Annotated in this window: 19 protein-coding genes; all 19 read right to left on the reverse strand. The window is 59.2% G+C overall.

Annotated elements, in window-relative coordinates:
• Nucleotides 1–20: 20 nt before the first annotated feature.
• The 19 genes from guaB to ribE all read right to left on the reverse strand — a co-directional run bounded on the left by guaB (nucleotide 21) and on the right by ribE (nucleotide 17,858).
• Nucleotides 21–1,496, reverse strand: a complete 1,476-nt coding sequence (gene guaB / locus JMJ95_RS06210; protein WP_290683680.1) for an IMP dehydrogenase — start codon at nucleotides 1,494–1,496, stop codon at nucleotides 21–23.
• A gap of 167 nt (nucleotides 1,497–1,663) precedes the next feature.
• The gene (gene ispF / locus JMJ95_RS06215; RefSeq protein ID WP_290683682.1) at nucleotides 1,664–2,842 is read right to left on the reverse strand and encodes a 2-C-methyl-D-erythritol 2,4-cyclodiphosphate synthase; all 1,179 of its coding nucleotides are present in this window, start codon (nucleotides 2,840–2,842) and stop codon (nucleotides 1,664–1,666) included.
• Complete coding sequence (locus JMJ95_RS06220; RefSeq protein WP_290683684.1) at nucleotides 2,842–4,029, reverse strand: PIN domain-containing protein; 1,188 nt, start codon at nucleotides 4,027–4,029, stop codon at nucleotides 2,842–2,844. Before JMJ95_RS06220 ends, ispF begins: the two co-directional genes overlap by 1 nt.
• A gap of 92 nt (nucleotides 4,030–4,121) precedes the next feature.
• The gene (gene recR, locus JMJ95_RS06225) at nucleotides 4,122–4,730 is read right to left on the reverse strand and encodes a recombination mediator RecR (protein ID WP_290683686.1); all 609 of its coding nucleotides are present in this window, start codon (nucleotides 4,728–4,730) and stop codon (nucleotides 4,122–4,124) included.
• 9 nt (nucleotides 4,731–4,739) lie between these two features.
• Complete coding sequence (locus tag JMJ95_RS06230; RefSeq protein ID WP_133957533.1) at nucleotides 4,740–5,048, reverse strand: YbaB/EbfC family nucleoid-associated protein; 309 nt, start codon at nucleotides 5,046–5,048, stop codon at nucleotides 4,740–4,742.
• Between the two features lie 32 nt (nucleotides 5,049–5,080).
• Nucleotides 5,081–5,542: a 23S rRNA (pseudouridine(1915)-N(3))-methyltransferase RlmH gene (locus JMJ95_RS06235; protein WP_290683690.1), complete on the reverse strand. Its 462-nt coding sequence runs from the start codon at nucleotides 5,540–5,542 to the stop codon at nucleotides 5,081–5,083.
• A 19-nt stretch (nucleotides 5,543–5,561) separates the two neighbouring features.
• Nucleotides 5,562–6,215, reverse strand: coding sequence for a V-type ATP synthase subunit D (locus JMJ95_RS06240; RefSeq protein WP_290683692.1), 654 nt, complete (start codon nucleotides 6,213–6,215; stop codon nucleotides 5,562–5,564).
• Nucleotides 6,212–7,609, reverse strand: coding sequence for a V-type ATP synthase subunit B (locus JMJ95_RS06245; RefSeq protein WP_290683694.1), 1,398 nt, complete (start codon nucleotides 7,607–7,609; stop codon nucleotides 6,212–6,214). Before JMJ95_RS06245 ends, JMJ95_RS06240 begins: the two co-directional genes overlap by 4 nt.
• The gene (locus tag JMJ95_RS06250; RefSeq protein ID WP_290683696.1) at nucleotides 7,606–9,369 is read right to left on the reverse strand and encodes a V-type ATP synthase subunit A; all 1,764 of its coding nucleotides are present in this window, start codon (nucleotides 9,367–9,369) and stop codon (nucleotides 7,606–7,608) included. Before JMJ95_RS06250 ends, JMJ95_RS06245 begins: the two co-directional genes overlap by 4 nt.
• 8 nt (nucleotides 9,370–9,377) lie before the next feature.
• Entirely contained in the window at nucleotides 9,378–9,644 is a 267-nt protein-coding gene (locus JMJ95_RS06255; protein WP_290683698.1) for a hypothetical protein, read from the reverse strand.
• Complete coding sequence (locus JMJ95_RS06260; RefSeq protein ID WP_290683700.1) at nucleotides 9,637–10,686, reverse strand: V-type ATPase subunit; 1,050 nt, start codon at nucleotides 10,684–10,686, stop codon at nucleotides 9,637–9,639. The genes JMJ95_RS06255 and JMJ95_RS06260 overlap by 8 nt, the downstream gene beginning before the upstream one ends.
• Nucleotides 10,655–11,290 carry a hypothetical protein gene (locus JMJ95_RS06265; RefSeq protein WP_290683702.1) on the reverse strand — a complete coding sequence of 212 codons (636 nt, stop codon included), beginning with the start codon at nucleotides 11,288–11,290 and terminating at the stop codon, nucleotides 10,655–10,657. The genes JMJ95_RS06260 and JMJ95_RS06265 overlap by 32 nt, the downstream gene beginning before the upstream one ends.
• A gap of 14 nt (nucleotides 11,291–11,304) precedes the next feature.
• A complete protein-coding gene (locus JMJ95_RS06270) occupies nucleotides 11,305–11,523 on the reverse strand; it encodes an ATPase (protein ID WP_133957541.1) in 219 nt (72 codons plus the stop codon).
• Nucleotides 11,505–13,415 (reverse strand): V-type ATPase 116kDa subunit family protein, encoded by a 1,911-nt coding sequence (locus JMJ95_RS06275; RefSeq protein ID WP_290683704.1) that lies wholly within the window; start codon nucleotides 13,413–13,415, stop codon nucleotides 11,505–11,507. Before JMJ95_RS06275 ends, JMJ95_RS06270 begins: the two co-directional genes overlap by 19 nt.
• Entirely contained in the window at nucleotides 13,412–13,765 is a 354-nt protein-coding gene (locus tag JMJ95_RS06280) for a hypothetical protein (RefSeq protein ID WP_290683706.1), read from the reverse strand. The genes JMJ95_RS06275 and JMJ95_RS06280 overlap by 4 nt, the downstream gene beginning before the upstream one ends.
• Nucleotides 13,749–14,222, reverse strand: coding sequence for a CBS domain-containing protein (locus tag JMJ95_RS06285; protein WP_290683708.1), 474 nt, complete (start codon nucleotides 14,220–14,222; stop codon nucleotides 13,749–13,751). The genes JMJ95_RS06280 and JMJ95_RS06285 overlap by 17 nt, the downstream gene beginning before the upstream one ends.
• The gene (locus tag JMJ95_RS06290) at nucleotides 14,219–15,943 is read right to left on the reverse strand and encodes a WecB/TagA/CpsF family glycosyltransferase (RefSeq protein ID WP_290683710.1); all 1,725 of its coding nucleotides are present in this window, start codon (nucleotides 15,941–15,943) and stop codon (nucleotides 14,219–14,221) included. The genes JMJ95_RS06285 and JMJ95_RS06290 overlap by 4 nt, the downstream gene beginning before the upstream one ends.
• Nucleotides 15,944–16,102: 159 nt before the next feature.
• On the reverse strand, nucleotides 16,103–17,374 hold the full coding sequence (gene serS, locus JMJ95_RS06295; protein WP_290683712.1) for a serine--tRNA ligase: 1,272 nt from the start codon (nucleotides 17,372–17,374) through the stop codon (nucleotides 16,103–16,105).
• The gene (gene ribE, locus JMJ95_RS06300) at nucleotides 17,367–17,858 is read right to left on the reverse strand and encodes a 6,7-dimethyl-8-ribityllumazine synthase (protein WP_290683714.1); all 492 of its coding nucleotides are present in this window, start codon (nucleotides 17,856–17,858) and stop codon (nucleotides 17,367–17,369) included. The genes serS and ribE overlap by 8 nt, the downstream gene beginning before the upstream one ends.
• Nucleotides 17,859–17,879: the final 21 nt, after the last annotated feature.

Genomic DNA, 17,879 nt, shown 5'->3' on the forward strand with positions numbered 1-17,879 from the left:
CCTCCTTTCCGGCCGCGGGTCTACTCGACCCAGTAGTTCGGTGCTTCCTTGGTCACCACCACGTCATGGGGATGATTCTCCTTGACCGAGGCTGCGGATATCCGCACGAACTGTGCCTTTTCCTGAAGATCGGGAATATCTTTCGCACCCACGTAGCCCATTCCCGACCGCAGACCGCCGGCGAGCTGGAAGACTACCCCGGACAGGGCTCCCTTGTGGGGGGCAAGACCTTCTATTCCCTCCGGAACAAGTTTATCATTTCCTGCCCCTTCCTGAAAATATCTGTCCTTGCTGCAGCCGTCCTTCATTGCCCCGAGAGAGCCCATTCCCCTGTAGCTCTTGTAGGAGCGGCCCCTGTAAATGATCAGTTCTCCCGGGCTTTCCTCGGTACCGGCGAACAGCGATCCGATCATGACCGAATCAGCTCCCGCCGCGAGCGCTTTGACAATGTCGCCGGAAAAACGGATGCCGCCGTCGGCGATCACCGTCTTCCCTTTTCTGTGGGCCGCCTGGGCCACGTTGTAAATGGCCGCCAGTTGGGGAACGCCGGTACCGGCAATAATCCGGGTGGTACAGATGCTTCCCGGGCCCACACCCACCTTGACGGCGTCGACTCCCGACTCGATGAGGGCTTCCGCGGCCGATGCCGTGGCAATGTTTCCTCCGATGAGCACAAGATCGGGATACGACGCCCGGAGCATCCTGACGGAATCGAGAACTTTTTTCGAATGGCCGTGAGCCGTATCGACCACGATGACGTCCACCCCGCTCTTTACAAGGGCGGCCGCTCTTTCAGCAAGGTCTGTCCCCACACCAACGGCGGCTCCGACCCGAAGTCTTCCTCCTTCGTCTTTAGCCGCATTGGGGAAGTCCTTCGCCTTCTGGATGTCTTTGATGGTGATGAGACCTTTCAGCGTGCCGTTCCCGTCCACGATGGGGAGCTTCTCCACCTTGTATTTCATGAGGATGGACTGGGCATCCGCCATGGTGGTCCCTTCCGGGGCAGTGATGAGGTTTTCCCTGGTCATCACCCTGGAAATGGGCTGCTCAAAGTCGGTAACGAAACGAAGATCCCTGTTGGTGATGATGCCCACGAGTTTTTTGCCCTCGTCCACTATGGGGACGCCGGAAATATGGAAATGTTCCATCAAGCCGATGGCCTCGCTCACACTGTCTTCGGGATGAAGGAAGAAAGGATCTACGATGACGCCCGATTCCGATCGCTTCACCACGTCCACTTCCCTGGCCTGCTTCTCTATGGACATGTTCCGGTGAATGATCCCGATTCCGCCCTCCCGGGCGACGGCGATGGCCAGACGGGATTCAGTCACCGTGTCCATGGCGGAGCTGCAGAGAGGGATGTTGAGCACAATGCCTTCCGTGAGTCTGGTCCTGATGGAGACCTCGGAGGGAAGCACTTCGCTGTAACCGGGTTCAAGAAGGACATCATCAAACGTGAAGCCTTCATAGGAAACGAATTTTTTTTCAAATTTCATCGGGGAACCTCCTTGCCCTTCGGGGGGCGAAAAGACTTTGGGAAATTGTAGGCCGAAGTCGGGAAAGAAACAACCCCCAGAAAAACCAAAGGAAATTTCAGGCAGGAAGGGGTTCCGCTCCTCATATCCCGCCGCCGGAGCTTCTCTTTCCGTGCGGGAATCGCCTGTCAGGCCTTTTCCGGCAGGACATCCCTTTCCAACTCTCGGATCGAAAGAGTGGCGACGACGTGGCAGACCACAGAGCAGCAGTTTCCCACCGCTCCCTCGCCTTCGCCGGATTTCGCCTTCAGGTGAACCCTGTTCTTCCATCCCGAAGGCAGGGCATTCCCCATGGTCTTCACCATCTCCTGCAGACGGGAGGAAAGCCTGGGTTCCTGGGCAATCACCACGCAGTCGGCCCATTCGAGGGACCATCCCGCAGACAAAACTCTCCGGGCGGCATCCTCCAGCAAAAGTAGACTCTGAATGTTTTTGTACTTCCTGTCCGACGCGGGGTACAGAGTTCCAATATCACCCAGCCCCGCTCCGCCAAGGATGGCGTCACAGAAAGCGTGGACCAGGGGATCACCGTCGGAATGCCCTTGAAACCCGAGGGGAAAATCCGGAAAGAACACTCCTCCCAGGACGAACCGCCTTCCCGGCACGAGGGGGTGGATGTCATACCCGATCCCCGTCCTGAAGGTCCGCCGGAAGCGGCTCTCTCCAAGGTCAAAATCTTCGGGCCAGGTGATTTTCATGTTTCGCCTGTCCCCCTCCACCGATCCGAGTTCATGGCCTGCCCGTATCCATGCCTCCCCTTCATCCCTGGCCCCTTTCCCGTGGGAACGAAGGACCTGTTCCAGCTTCTCCCTCGGGAATCCCTGGGGTGTCTGGGTGAGAAAAAGGCCCTCCCGGGGGAAGGGCCGAAGGGTTCCCGCTTCTTCTTTCTTCAGGGCGTCGGTAACGGGAAGAAGGGGGACGATACCCTTCCTCCCTGTCACCGATGCCGTAATCCGCCGGCACAGCGCTTCATCGGCGAAGGGCCTGGCCCCGTCGTGGACGAGGACATACTCTCCTTTCGCGCATTGCAGGCCGTTGAGTACCGAATCGTTTCTTTCAGCTCCCCCCGAAGTCACCGAAAACGGGAAGGAATACCCCGAAAGCTTTCCGGAAAAAAGGGGCTCATCCCCCGCCGGGGCGACAAAGACGGCATCGCTTATGACACCGCCCGCAAAGAGCTTTTCTGCGAGAAGAGCGCTCCATTCCCATAACATGCGGCCTCCAAGCCTGCGGTACTGCTTGGGAGTGCTCCCCCCGGTCCGCCGGCCCCGGCCGGCAACCACCACCACCAGGGAAAACCCTTCCATCAGGACCGGACTTCCTTCCTGACCCGCCCGAAGACCATCCTCCCGGCGGAGGTCTGAAGCATGGATGTGACCACCACCTCCACCCGCTTGCCGATAAAGTTTTCTCCGTCCTCGACGACAAACATGGTTCCGTCGTCCAGGTATCCCACGCCCTGGTGGGGTTCCTTGCCTTCCCTGATCACATCGATGATGATGGTTTCGCCTGGAAGAAGCATCGGTTTCAGTGCGTTGGCAAGATCGTTCACGTTGAGCACCCTGATGCCCTGAATCTGGGCGAGCTTGTTCAGGTTGTAGTCCGTGGTGAGAATCTGTCCGCCGAGCTTGTCCGCGAGGGCTACGAGGCCGCTGTCCACCGACTCGGCCCTGAGGGTCTTCAGGGACGTGTCGGCTATTTCGACCTGAAGGTCGCCCAGCTGCTGGAGTTCGTTCACCACGTCAAGACCCCGCCTCCCTCTCGTTCTTCTCGCCGGGTCGGTGGAGTCCGCCACCGCCTGAAGCTCCAGGAGAACGAACTGGGGAATGACGATCACTCCCTCGAGAAAGCCCGTCCTGGCGACGTCCAGAATCCTCCCGTCTATGATGACGCTCGTGTCGAGGATCTTTCGGCCCGCACACCACTGCCGTTCTTCAGCGGAAAGTTGCATCCCGCCCTCATCGCGCCTCTCCCGCTGCCCCCGGATCATGGAGATTTTCTCCTTCAGCCCCTGTATGGGGCCCAGGACATGGTGCAGGTCGCTCTGGCGCTTCAGCAGTATCCTCGCTCCGAGATACCCCAGAACAATGTTCAGTATCACCGCGAGATAGCTTCCGAAGGGGAAATCGGAAAAGGGGAGCGCCAAGAGATTCGCGATGATGAGGCCGACGATCATGCCTATGGTGGCTGCGGTGATCTCGGACCAGCTGGTGTTCTTCAGGTGTGTTTCGAAAAATGCTCCCATAAGACCGAACAGCCGCAAAAAAACGGGTGAAAGGATCAAGCCGAGAAAGGCGAATAAAACCACTGAAATAATCGTAATGAAGATTTTACCCGGAAGCCACAGGGGCAACCACGATTTCCCCGCCATGAACCATTCTTCCGGAACAAGGGGGAAAATGAGATGGGCCGCCTGGGCTCCGATCATGCCGCCCAGCAGAAGAACCAGCCCGGAGAAGATCATCCTGACAATCTTCCCAAAACCCTCCGTCATAGTTTCACCTCTCTTGCAGTCGGTTGTTCTCCTTCCCACCTGGGAAGGGGCTTGTAAAAAAGGAGCTCGCTTGTTTCCTCCCGACAGAGGACTTATCCTTTCCGCTTTACCGTCACCCTGGATTCGAGGGAGGCGAGAAGGGTCGTCCTGTCGGCAAACTCGATGCTCCCTCCAACGGGAAGGCCGTAGGCCAGCCGCGAAATGGAGACGTCGGTTTCTGCAAGCCGGTCCACAATGGCATGGTAGGTAAGGTCTCCTTCGATCCTCGGGTTCGTGGCGATAATCACCTCCCTTATGTTGTCTTCATCTATGCGGCGTTCTAGCCCGGAGAGGCACTCCTCGTCGAGATCCTCCCCGTCGAGGGGAGAGACCCTCCCCCCCAGAACATGGTACAGTCCCGAATAAACTCCTGCCTGTTCGATGCTGATAAGATCCTCCACAGATTCGACCACGCAGAGGGTCGACCTGTCCCGCAGAAGGTCGCTGCAGACGGCACAGGGTTCCCTGTCGGTGATGTTTCCGCACCGGGAACAGGTGAATATGCGGTCTTTCAGCCCTGAAAGGCAGGCCGCAAGCTCCTCGGCGTAGGAAACGGGCTGCTGGAGAACAAAAAAAGCCATCCTCCGGGCCGTTTTCGCCCCGACACCCGGAAACTTACGAAAAAGGACAGTAAGCCTTTCGAAGGAATCAGGCAGTGACACGGAGAACTCCTAGAACAGCCCCATGGAACCCAGGCCGCCGGTAATCCGTCCCATTCTCTCGGCGGCAAGCTCCTTGCTGCGGCGCAGAGCTTCGTTCACCGCCGCAAGCACCAGGTCCTCGAGCATTTCCACGTCGTCGCCCTTCATAACCTCCGGGTCGATACGGACACCGACCACGTCCCCCTGGCCGTTCGCCGTCACGGTGACCATTCCGCCCCCGGCGCTTCCCTCCACCTTTTCTCCCGCAAGCTCCTCCTGGACCTTTGCCATCTGGGCCTGCATCTTCTGCGCCTGTTTCATGATCTTGTCCATGTTCAAGCAAACCACACTCCTTTTCCCTGATAAAAATCTCAGTGAGAGTAGTCCACCCCCCTGAGAATGGTACATGCCCTGTAGAGCTGCTCCGCAAGGAATACGCGGCATAATTCGTGGGGCATGGTCATCTTCGACAAGGAAAGGGAATGATCCGCCCTCTCCTTTACTTCTCCTGCGAGGCCGAAGGCACCACCGATGACGAACACGATCCTGCCCCCCGACTCGTCGAGCTTCGCCGAGAGCCACCGGGCAAAAGAGAAGCTGTCCGTTTCCTCGCCTCCCTCGTCAAGAATGACCACGTAATCCCGTTCCCGAATCTTCTTCAGAATCTCCTTTCCCTCCCGCTCGACCTTCCGGGCGGCATTGCCGTCCTTCGACTCAGGCGCAACTTCAATACCTGCTTTCAGGAAAGGAGAGATCCGCTCAAAATAACGGTCAGCCAGGGCGGCAAAATGACCGTCCCTTGTTTTTCCGACACTAAGAATAATGATTTTCATAGTTTGTGTCCAGTATATTTCACCTATTTCCCGCCGGGGCCGACCGTTTCTTCTTCCCCACCCTTTTCGCCACGAATTTTTCCTGCCGTTCCCTTTCGGCGAGTAGATCCTCTATCCGTTTCACCTCTTTCACCAGGGAGGGAAGAACCACGTGTTCAAGGGTGTTTATTTTCAGGGTGGTCCGGGAAAGTTCCCGTTCGATGGCCCCTATCTTCGTCTTCAGGTTGATGTACCTCCAGACGCAGTCTTCGCTTTCTCCAAGGGCTTTCAGGAGGTCCTCAACCGCGAGGGAAGTCACGGCGGGGTCGAAGGGAAGCTTCCAGGAAAGCCGGTCCTTCCCTTCCGGCGAAGGGGAAAAGAAGGAATACCGGCATCCCATAACGGATTTCTTGTCCACCCCTATCGGAAGGGGCACATTTCCGGCGGACAGGTAACGGACGGCGCCGTCGCCCTCGAAGAGCCTCACCAGGGAATACAGGAAGGTAATCCTCCCTGCGGCGAGAAGAAAGGCTTTTTCCGTCTCCCTGTAGAGCCGGCGCTCTTCGTCCACGGCCCGCACAAGGGCATCCCGTTTCCTTTCGAGAAGCCTCTTGCCGTGACTTACCGCATTGATTCGCCGCCGGGTTGACAGGAGGTGTTCCCTGGTGGGAGGGCCGGAAGATCTGCCGTTCATGACTCCGGGGAAGCGGCCGAATAACCGAGGCTTTCGACCACGTAGCTTTCAGGCAGCCTGAAAAGTTCGCTTCTCGGGAGGGTTTCAAGACATTTCCAGGCGCACCGTTCAGACTCGGACAGGGTTCTTCGTGCGCTTCCCTGACCGAGGAACGTTTTCTCAAAGGCCGTGCCGAACCCGAGATACTGTTTTTCCACGGCAGTGAGCCCGTCGTCACCCACGATCAGCCGCATCCGCTCCACTTCCCTGGCCCTGGCGTAGGAGGCGTAGAGCTGGTCGGCGAGGGCTCTGTGCACCGGGAAGGTTTTCCCTCTTCCTATCCCCTTGTTCATCAGTCTGCTCAGACAGGGAAGCACATCGACGGGAGGATAGATTCCCTTATCCTGGATTCTCCGGTCGAGCACGATCTGCCCCTCGGTGATATAGCCCGAAAGGTCCACCACCGGGTGGGTAATGTCGTCGTCCGGCATGGTGATGATGGGTATCTGGGTCACGCTTCCCGGCGCTCCCGAGATGCAGCCTGCCCGTTCGTACAGCTCGGCCAGGTCGGAGTACATGTACCCGGGGTAGCCCCTTCTCCCCGGCACCTCTTCCCTGGCGGCGGCCACTTCCCTCAGGGCGTCGCAGTAGGCAAGCATGTCGGTCATCACCACGAGGACGTTGTATCCCCTGGAAAAGGCGAAGTATTCCGCCGCCGCAAGGGCGACCCTCGGCGTAAGCAGCCGCTCCACCGTGGAATCACCGGCGAGGTTCAGGAAGAAGACGCCGTTCCGCAGGGCCCCCGACTCCCGGAAAGAATTCATGAAAAACTGGGCTTCCCTGCGGGTAATGCCCATGGCGGCGAAGACCACGAGGAAGGGTTCTTCCGAGCCGGGAATCCTGGCTCCGCTCACGATCTGGACGGCCAGTTCGTTGGCGGGCAGGCCCGCCCCGGAGAAGACGGGCAGTTTCTGCCCTCGGACGAGGGTGTTCATGAGGTCCAGGGCGGAAACCCCCGTTTCAACGAAAGTATCCGGGCTGCTCCTCCTCACCGGGTTGATGGGAGAGCCACCCACGGCAATAAATTCATCGGCGAAACCGGCAGGCAGCCCGTCGAGGGGGTTCCCTCTCCCGTCGAACACCCGTCCGATCAGACCGTCTCCGGCGGGAATCCTGAGGACGTCCCGTTCGAGCCACACCGTGACGCTCCCGGGGGCGAGCCCCATGGTCCCCTCGAACACCTGGATGACCGAAAGGTCCCCATCGATCTGGAGAATCCGGCCCGTTCGTCTTTCCCTACCCGACTCCACGGCGACAAGTTCGCCGCAGGCGGGCCGGGCGATCCCCCTCACGAAAAGAAGGGGGCCGCTTATGCCTTCAATCCTCCGGAATCCTTCACGGTACAGAACCGTCATTGGGGCATCACCTCGATCTTTTCGAGCTCCGCCGCCAGGCGGTTCCTCCACTTCTCTCCCCGTGCGGCCATTTCTTCCCTTCCTAGGACCCTCAGCGCCAGGAGTTCCGACCTGAGGGGCAGCGCGGCTGCCTGGTCGAAGAGGATTCCCCGCGACAGGGCCGACCGGACGGTCCTGTCGCATTCCCTCAACTGAAGGAGGTACAATTTCTGGAGTTCCGGGGCGAATGAGGCGTCTTCAGGAACGAAGGCATTCTGCTGCAAAAAAAGCACCCTGGCCAGTTCGGCCATGAACAGAGTCCACTTGTCTTCTTCGGAGAGCCCGTCCCTGCCCACCAGCTGCACCAGTTCCAGGAGGGACTGTTCCCGTTCCAGCAAATCCCTGAGGTACTCCCGGAGGGCGAACCATTCCTCCCCGAGGTTCTCCCGGAACCACGGGGCGAGCATCCCCTCGTAGAGGGTATAGCTCTGGCTCCAGTTGATCGCCGGGAAATGACGCTGCTGGGCCAGCGCTTTGTCCAGGGCCCAGAAGGCCCCGGACATGCGGAGGCTCGCCTGGGTCACCGGTTCCGAGAAATCCCCCCCGGCGGGAGAAACGGCGTTCACCACCGTGATGGAGCCGTTTCTTGACGGGGACCCCAGGGCTTCCGCCCTCCCCGCCCGTTCGTAATACTGGGCGAGCCGAGACCCGAGGTAGGCGGGGTATCCCTCTTCGCCGGGCATCTCTTCAAGCCTGCCCCCGATCTCCCTGAGGGCCTCCGCCCACCGGGACGTTGAATCGGCCATGATAGCCACGTTATAGCCCATGTCACGGAAATATTCTCCCATGGTCATTCCGAGGTAGATGCTCGCCTCCCTGGCCGCCACGGGCATGTTGGAGGTGTTGGCCACGAGGATCGTCCTGTCCATGAGAGGACCGCCGCTCACGGGGTCCACCAGTCCCGGGAATTCCTCCAGGACCTCCGTCATCTCGTTCCCCCTCTCGCCGCACCCGATATAAATGATAAGGTCGGCGGAACTCCACTTCGCCAGGGACTGCTGGGTTACCGTCTTGCCCGTGCCGAATCCTCCGGGAAGCACCGCCGCTCCGCCCAGGGGGACGGGGAAAAGGGTGTCGAGAATCCGCTGCCCCGTCAGCAGGGGAATTTCGAAAGGAAGGCGCCGTTTCACCGGCCGGGGTACCCTGACCCGCCATTTCTGGATCATGGTGTACTCTCTTCCGTCCTCGAGCCGCGCAATCAGATCGTCCGGAGCATACCGGCCCGAAGGGGCGATCCAGGCGGCCTTTCCCGGGAGCTGGTCCGAAGGGACCATCACGGAATGAACAAAGGATGGATTCTCCCGGACGGTGCCGAGGAGATCCCCTGCCGAGAGAGTGTCGCCCGGCACCGCCACCGGTTCAAAGGCATATTTCCCGGCCGTGTTTCTCCGGCCGGGATTCGCGCCCCTGGGAAGGAAGATGCCTTCCTTCCCCAGAACGTCGAGGGGACGGCCGATGCCGTCGAAAACGCCGCCCAGGAGCCCCGGTCCGAGGTCAACCGAAAGCAGGTCGTCCTCGAACACCACGGGAGCCCCCGAGGCAATGCCGTCCGTATCCTCGTAGACCTGTACGCGAACGCAGGTCCGTTCAATGCGGATCACTTCACCGAGAAGCCCTTCCTCCCCTACCCTCGCGACTTCAAACATGGCGGCGGGCCTCTCCGGGACCACCGTCACCACCGGCCCCGAAACGCCCACCACTCTTCCTCTTTTTTTTTCCATGTGCTCTGTCACCTCATCTCCCCGCTTTCGCAGGAAGGAAACTGGATCCAGACAGGATCGGCCGATTTTTCCAGCCGCCTTCTGACCGATTCAGGGAGCCCGTTGAACCACGCTTTCTCCACCACCACGAAAGCGGCCCTTTCCGCTGAAAGAGCGGTAAAAACCGAAGCCGACTCCCCCGGAGATTCACAGGGGAGGGGCACAAGTCCGAGAAGGGACCACAGGTCCGCGAAAATCTGGCTCCCCACGGCGAATCCTCTACCCGTTTCAGCCATGGTCTTCCTCCTCCGGCAGGAAAAGATGCCGTTCCAGCTCCGCGGCAGGCATGCGCAGCGAAAGGCCCACGGCGAGCATGGAAAGATTCTTCCATTCCTGCACCGCCAGAGCCGCATATCCTATGGAAACGTCGATGCCGAGGAGATTCTTTCTGTAGAGGCTCTTTTGCCACTCGTAAAAATGCCGTTGGAAGGAGCGGAAAAGGTCGGACCGGGATAATTTCCCCTGTTTTCCCGCCGCGAAGGACCAGCCTGACCCGGAAAACAGTTTTTCCGGGTCCTCCAGGGATTCAAGGGCTTCCCGGGAAAAACCCCATCCTCCGGGAAGAAAGGCCCGTTCACCGTATGCCGCTTCCCTGGGACGGAGCCAGATGCTGAAATTCCAGAGATCTGTCAGCCTGCCGAGATATTCCGCCATTCTCCTGCCGTTTTCGTTGTTCCTCCCCCTGATCCGTTCCCGCCACCAGGCGAACCATCCGGAATAAAGGGCCCGCTCGGCCCTGAAGAGATCGCCCGTTTCATGGAGCACCCTGTAGGACTCCCCCAGGATACGGGCAAAATCAAAATTTTCCTCGTGGCATCGGACAGCCCCCTCTGCCGGCGTGGAGCATTTTTTCCACAGGTCGTCATAAAAGGAGGATGCCGCAAGGGAATACCTGTGCCATGCAGGGGAATTCTTCGGACGAATTCCGCCCGGAGATGCTCGGAGAAGAATCCGCCCGTTGTGCAGGTCCCCCTGGGAGAGAATCACGGAAAAAAAAAGGAGGCTTTCCCCACGGGCGAGGGAAGCCGTTTCCTGCAGAATATCCGCCGCGCCCCCGGCCAGCGCGTTTTCGATCCGCCCGAGGAGCGATCCTCCACCGGTGGCGAGCTGCTCGCGGTATCTCGACCCGTACAGGCTTTCGAGCAGGAAAAGCTCCATGTCCTCGAGGGAACCGGAAGCAAGCCGGATGAAGACTTCCCTTCCGAGAAGCCGTGTTCCTCTCGCCCTGACAACGGCGTTCAGATATTCATAATTGGGAGATTCGTCGATGAATTTCAATGAAGGAATCATGCATGAGCCGGGAGAGACTGAGGGAAAAACACGCAGACATCCTTCCCCACCGCGTGAGAAGGGTATTGTCTAAAATTTCGTTTTCCGTCTCCGCCAGGCAGCCACCCCATCCGTTCAGATTTGCTTCCCTGATTTCCACTCCGTCGAAAAGACCGCCGTTCTCTGCCGTTTTGCGGAGCAATTCGCCTTCGCCCTTCTCCACGAGAAGAACGGCAGGCCTGCCGAAGCACTCCAGGGCCTCTTCGGCCAGCCTGGAAAGCGCCCGGCCGTACCGCTCCCTGTCGGAAATTCGGAGAGTTTCGGCCATCTTCCGGAGCTCCTCGCCGAAAGAGGCGGTCAGGTTCGAAAACGCTTCCAGGAAGAATGCCGTCGCAGAAGCGGAGGCATTCTTCCTCGTTTCCTCCGCCAGCAAACGAAAGCGGTCTTCCTGTTCCTTCCGAAGGGCGGCCACTTTTTTCTGGACCGAAAGTCTCCTTGCGGCGATGAGATCGGCTATCTCCTCATCCCTGGCCATCTCCAGAAGACGTACCTTCTCAAGATGCTCTCTTTCGAGCGCCTCCTTGAAGGACTCGAGGTCCCTCCCGCCGGTCATTTCCTGCCGGTCCCTCAGGCGAACTGGAGAATGAGCATGATGGCCACCACGAAGCCGAGGATGACCATGGTCTCGGGAATGGCTTCAAGAATGATGATGGTACCTCCTGTCTCCGGTTTTTCAGCCACGGTTCCGGCGCCGGCGCTTCCGATTTTTGCCTGGGCGTAGGCTGTGGCAACGGCAGGAATTCCGACCGCGAGAGCCGCTGCAAGGGCTATGAGTGCTTTTTCCACGAGGATCCGCTCCTTCGCTGAAATGGTATGTATTCTTTCCCTGTTCCGGAATAAAACTTGCTGAAGAACTCCACGTAGTGAAGCCTGGCCGAATGGAGGCCGGAGCCGCCGATGGCCAGCACGAAATTCAGAAGATGAATCATGAGGGCCAGAAAGATGCCGAAGACGGACAAACCGAAGACATCGAGAAACTTCGAGGCCACGATGGCCAGGATGGCGGAAGAAAGGCCGATGGCCGCGATTCTGACGTAACTGATGATATTGCCGATGCTCCCCAGGGTCTCGATGATGCCGCCGATACCTCCGCCCCTGATGAGAAGGGCAAGCCCGATGACAAGGAGGGAAAGGGGCACGGTGAAGATTCCCCCGGGCAGCTTCCCCCTCAGGGCTGTGAGCCCGGCCACAAGGGCAAGGAGCACTACAAGGTTCCCCGCTTTTTCCATCCAGACATGACGGTGTCTGTTCCTGATTCCCTGGTATATTCCCAGGAGAAGCCCGAAAAAGACGTGGGCCGCCCCGAGGGCCACAGTAAAGACCACCACAGGGAGAACGCTCACCGAACGCTCCAACCACAAGGGTTCAAGGTGGAAGAGCCTGTGCCCCGCGTCGCCGAAGAATTCGCCCCAGGCTGCCCCCCAGACAACGCTCCAGAGTGAAACAGCGATGAGAATGGAGCCGATGTCCCGTAACAGGGGACGCTTCGCCTTCTTCAGCCTGAGAGAGAGAAGGAGAATCAGCACCCCGTACCCCATGTCGCCGATCATGCACCCGGAGAAGAAGGGGAAAAAAAGGGCCACTGCGGCAGTAGGATCTACCCCGGAATAGGCGGGTGGTCGCAGAAGTTTCAGAAACAGCTCGAAGGGGGCGCACAAGGACGAATTTTTCAGGGAGGTGGGCACATTGCTCCATTCCTTTTCCCCCGGGTACCTCCACTGAATAAGCACGTCACCGCCGAACCGGCCTTTCAGGGCTGACATCGTGGAGTCGAGGGCGTCCTCCGGGAGCCACCCGTGGAGGGTGAAGGTGTCCGCCGAGAGATCGAGACCGGCTTCCACCGCGGCCTGCTCCGTTCGGGCGTCGATGAAGAGGAACAGAGCGGCAAGCCGGGGCCCCCACTCCTCCGACGTCCGGCGCAGATCACCGGAAAGGGCCCCGATACGGCCGGTAAGCTCTTCTATTTTTTCCTCAACGGCGGGAAGGAAGTTCTCCGTGGCCACGCCGGAACAGAACGAAGGAAGTTGCAAGGGAAGGGCCTTCCAGCGGGAAAGAATCTCCCATGCCTCTTCTTCCAGACCCTGGGGAACCTTGAGAGCCAGTACGCCCAGGGCGTCTTTTTCGTCGGGGACGAAATGGTGCCGGCCACCCCATGGTTCTCCCCGGGCGGAAAACGCTCCGTGAAGGGCACCGAGCGCCTGCTGGACTGTATTCTGCGGAATCAGCCACAACATTGCCGTTCCCGAATCTTCGGTATCTTCCCGCCGAAAAAACGCGGAAAAATGGCAGAGGATATCCTTCGCCTTTTTCGCTCGGAGAAGGAGATCTTCGGCGGCCGTTTTTTCGTCGAGGAGTGCGGCGAGACGTTTCCCGAATTCCTCGAGGCTTCTCTCGATTTCAGGGGCAAGTTCCTCCGGCGGCAGGGCTGAAAGCAGTTTTTCCGCATAGTCGATGCTCTCTTCGGAAAGGGCCGCCCATCCATCCCATCCGAGGGACTCGATGAGCCCCAGCACCTTGCCCCGAAGCAGGCGCAACATATTCAGCCTGTCCGATTCGGTCCCTTCACGAAGACCGCCCTGTTCGAGATGGAGCACGCCAAGCCTGTGAAGTTCCTCGATGATCTCCCGGCGTTTGCCTGTCACCCCCCAGAGGGCAAGGCGGACCATTTTCCGTATCACAGTTCAATTTCTCCCAGTAGGGCGGCGAAGAATTTTTCCTGAAGAACCCTCAGCGCTCCGTCTCCGGCTATCCGTCCGGACACATCTTCCCTGACGGACGCGATTTCCGCCTCGAGACCGGACGCAAGGAGTTCAAGCTCTTTCTCTCGGGTCTGCCATTCTGCCTCCACCCTTCTCAGGGTTTCTGCCTCCATTTCGGAAAGCCGAATGAGCGCCTGTTCTCTGGCGAGATGGCACTCTTTCTGTTTCTGTTCAAATTTTTCTTCCAGTTCGCCCGCAAAGCGGCGAATTTCTTCTTCTATTTCTCCGAATTCACCGGGAGGGGCTTCAACTTTAGTCTTTTTCAGCACTGGGGGTCCCACTTTCTTCCATGAGAAACTCACAAAAAGCCTCGCGGCTGATCATGCCCGCGAGCTTTCCGTCTTCCACCACGGGAAGCCGCTTCACCGACTTCCTGATCATCAGGTCAGCCACCGCCATGAGGCTCGTCTCGGGTTCCACGAAAATGGGGTTCCGGTTCATGAACTCCCCGACCCTCTTGTTTCCGAAGGAGCGAAACCTCGAAAGAAGGAGGTCCTCCTCGTCCTCGAGGAAGGAAGAACGGGCGAGCACCTCGAGGTAGGTGGGAACGGCCTTTTTGAGAACATCGCTTTCCGACAGGAATCCCACGAGGTTCCAGTCCTCGTCGAGGACGGGAATACCCTGAAGGTTATGGCTGTAGAGGATGTGAATGGCGTCATGCACCAGATCGTCCTCCATGACCGACGTGAGATCAAAGTTCATGAGGTCCTTTGCCGCGGTCTTCACTCGATGCTCCTGTTTTCCCTGTAGGGACGCAGACCGATCTTCGTGAGGAAAACCCTGCTGATAAAAAGGAAGAGATCGAGATCCCGCTTCCATCGCCAAGGCTCCTGCAGCAGGCGGAAAAACCATTCGAGGCCGAGCTTCTGCCACGCTTCCGGAGCCCGCCGCAGCATTCCGGAGACCACGTCAAAGGCCCCGCCGACCCCGACGGCGACCATGTCGCCGAGGAGATGGGCGTTTTTCCTGACCCAGACCTCCTGGCGGGGAACACCCATGGCCACGAAGAGGATCTTCGCCCCGCTGTCACGAATATCCGCGGCAACTGAGGCGTCGGTGGGGTCGAAATAGCCGTTCCTCCATCCGGCGATGACGAGGCCGGGGTACTGTGCCTTCAGGGCTTCAGCAGCCCCCTTCACCGCTTCTTCTCTGGCCCCGAGAAGGTATACCGGCAAACCTTCCGCAGCAGCCGTCCGGGTCAGGCGCATCATGAAGTCAATTCCAGGCACCCTTTCCTGGACGGGGGTGCCGAGGAAACGAAGGGCCCAGACAAGCCCTGCACCATCGGCAAGAGTCAGGAACGAGTTCCGTAGGGCTGCGGAATATTCCCCGTTCTTTTCCGCTTCCATTACGGCAAGGGCATTCACCGTGGCCACCAGGGAGACCCCTTTGCCGGAAACTGCCGCCGCCCGGGTCTTGGCGAGGGCATAGTCCATGGAGACATTATCGACCGAAGTGCTCCAGATGGAAGGTTTCAGAGGCAATTCAGCATTCTCCTTCATTTTCCGGATGAAAGGCATGATGGCAAGGCCTGTGAAAAGGATGGTGGCGCTGACCCACAGCATCATGAACATGGAGTTCCCAAGCTGCGAGATGGCGATGACCGCTCCGCAGAGGGCACAGAGAGACGTGATGAAGCGTACTGCGCTCGGGTGGTCGAGCCCCCGGCTGATGAGCTTGCGGTACACCACCGCCGCTCCGTGGGACCTGGAGGGGAAAGCCAGGCCGGCAAAATGCAGGGACGCCTCCACCATGGGGATGGCAAAGAGTCCCAGGGGGAGAAGCATAAGAGTGCTGAAGGTAATTCCCTTGCTCACCCCGAGCACCGAGGTACCCGCCACGAGAATTCCCCAGAGAGCCGAGAGGGATTCGCCCATGCGGCGGTACATGTGACCGTGGCGGCTCCAGAAGACGCCGAGGAAGGCAAGGCCGCACAGTGACATGAAGAAGGCGTCGGGAAGGTTCTGGCCGGAGAAGACCGTGGCGAGAAGAAGCAGGGAGAAGCTGACGGCGAGAAGATGGCCTGCCATTCCCGGAATGTTGTCCAGCTGCTGGAGAAGGACGGGGAAAACGCCCACCCACAGAGCCGTCACGATAATGGAGACCTCAGGGGAAAAATAATGGTATTGCCCGTCGGGAAGGCCGATGAAGCCGATCTTGGGCCCGAAGACGGCGAAAACAAAGCCCACGAGAAGATAGACCGGTTTCCACCCCCAGTGAGGCCGGATATGCTGGCATGTCCCCACAAGGGAGGCGAAAACGGCCATCCCCACGATGAAACGGGACACGGAACTTCCCGCCCACAGAGCTGCAAGAATCCACGCGGTCACGAGAAGGATGTCCCGGAAATAGTTGTACTGGGCAGTCTCCATTCGCTTTCTGCAGCGGCGCTGCAGAACAAAGCAGAGTACCACCGCAGCGGGAACGAAAAATAAAACCTCGGTCATGAACCTCTCCGTGAAAAGTATGATCAGCCCTCCCTGGATACAAGGCTTCCTTGGTGATTTTACCAGTTGTTTCCCTATTTTTCCACCCCGGAGGCTTTCCCCAAATCCACGGTTTCTTCCGGGCGGAGAGAACGGCGCCACGAGTATATTTGCCGAATATCAGCGTATTTCCGTGATGCCTCCCATGTAGGGGACGAGGACTTCCGGTATCCCGATGGAGCCGTCTTCCCTCTGGAAGTTCTCGAGAACGGCGATAAGCGTCCTGCCTATGGCGATGCCCGAACCGTTCAGGGTATGGACGAACCGGGGCTTGCCTCCGTCGGCCGGGCGGAACCTGGTATTCATCCTCCTTGCCTGGAAATCCTCGCAGTTGCTGCAGGAGCTGATCTCCCTGTACTTGTGCTGGGAGGGCAGCCAGACTTCCACGTCGTAGGTTTTGCTCGCCCCGAACCCCATGTCGCCCGTGCAGAGACAGATGGTCCTGTGGGGAATTCCGAGTGCCCTGAGGACCTCCTCGGCGTTGTCGGTCAGTTTTTCCAGCTCATCGTAGCTGGTCTCCGGCAGGGAGATCTTCACCATCTCCACCTTGTCGAACTGGTGCTGCCTGAGCATTCCCCTCACGTCCCGGCCGTAGGCCCCGGCCTCCCTGCGGAAACAGGGGGTATAGGCCGTGTAGTACAGGGGAAGCCGGCCCTCGTCGAGAATTTCCTCGGCGTGGAGGTTGGTGAGGGGCACCTCTGCGGTGGGGATAAGCCAGAGGTCGTCGTTCTCGCATTTATACAGGTCTTCGGCGAACTTGGGAAGCTGTCCGGTTCCCCGCATGGTCTTCGAATTCACCATGAAGGGCGGCTGCACCTCCAAGTACCCGTGCTTCTCCGTATGAAGGTCGAGCATGAAGTTCAGCAGGGCCCGTTCAAGCCGTGCCCCCAGTCCTTTCAGGACCGTGAAGCGGCTCTGGGCAAGGGAGGCCCCCTTCTCGAAGTCCATGATCCCCAGGGCCTCGCCCAGATCCCAGTGAGGCTTCGGCTCGAAGGAAAACTCCTTCGGCTCACCCCAGCGCCGGACCTCGGTGTTGTCGTTCTCGTCCTTCCCCACCGGTACGGAATCATGGGGGCGGTTCGGAAGGGAAAGGAGGATGTCCGAAATCTTCCCGTCGATCTCGGAAATGCGGGCGTCGATGTCCTTTATCCTGTCGCCTATGACCCGCATCTCCTCCATAACGGCGGAAGTGTCTTCCCCCTTGGCCCTGGCTGCCCCGACCTTCCGGGATCCTTCGTTTCTGCGGGCCTTCAGTTCCTCGCTCTCGGTGAGCAGGGAGCGCCGCTCCTCGTCGAGTCCGAGGAGCGGCCCGATATCCATATCGTTGTTCCTGTTCGCCAGGAACTGTCTGACTTCATCCGCGTTGGAGCGGATCCACCGAATGTCAAGCATGGTCTTCCTTCTCCTTTCCGGTGCGAAGCTCGTTCATGATGTTTGCGGTCTCGATGGCGGCGAGGGCCGCCTCCGCTCCCTTGTTGCCCCCCTTGCTGCCCGACCGCGCCACCGCCTGGTCCATGGTGTCCGTGGTCAGCACGCCGAAGGACACCGGAATCCGCTCGGTCATGGCCACCGACGCCAGTCCCTTGGACATCTCGGCGGAGACGTATTCAAAGTGGGGGGTATCCCCCCGGATGACCGCGCCCAGGGCGATGATGGCGTCATACTTCCCGCTCAGGGCCGCCTCTTTGGCCACGAGGGGCAGCTCCCATGCGCCTGGGACCCTTATGACGTCGATGGCATGATGGCTTACGTCATGCCGGAGAAGCATATCCTTTGCCCCCTCGAGCAGCTTCTCGCTGAAGAGGCTGTTGAACCGCGACACGACGATGCAGAACCGTAGGCCTGCGCCGGTGAGCTTTCCCTCTATGATTTTCATTTCGACCGCTCCTTTCAGCCT

Origin of the sequence: Aminivibrio sp. (genome assembly GCF_016756745.1) — a bacterium.
Classification (GTDB): domain Bacteria; phylum Synergistota; class Synergistia; order Synergistales; family Aminobacteriaceae; genus Aminivibrio.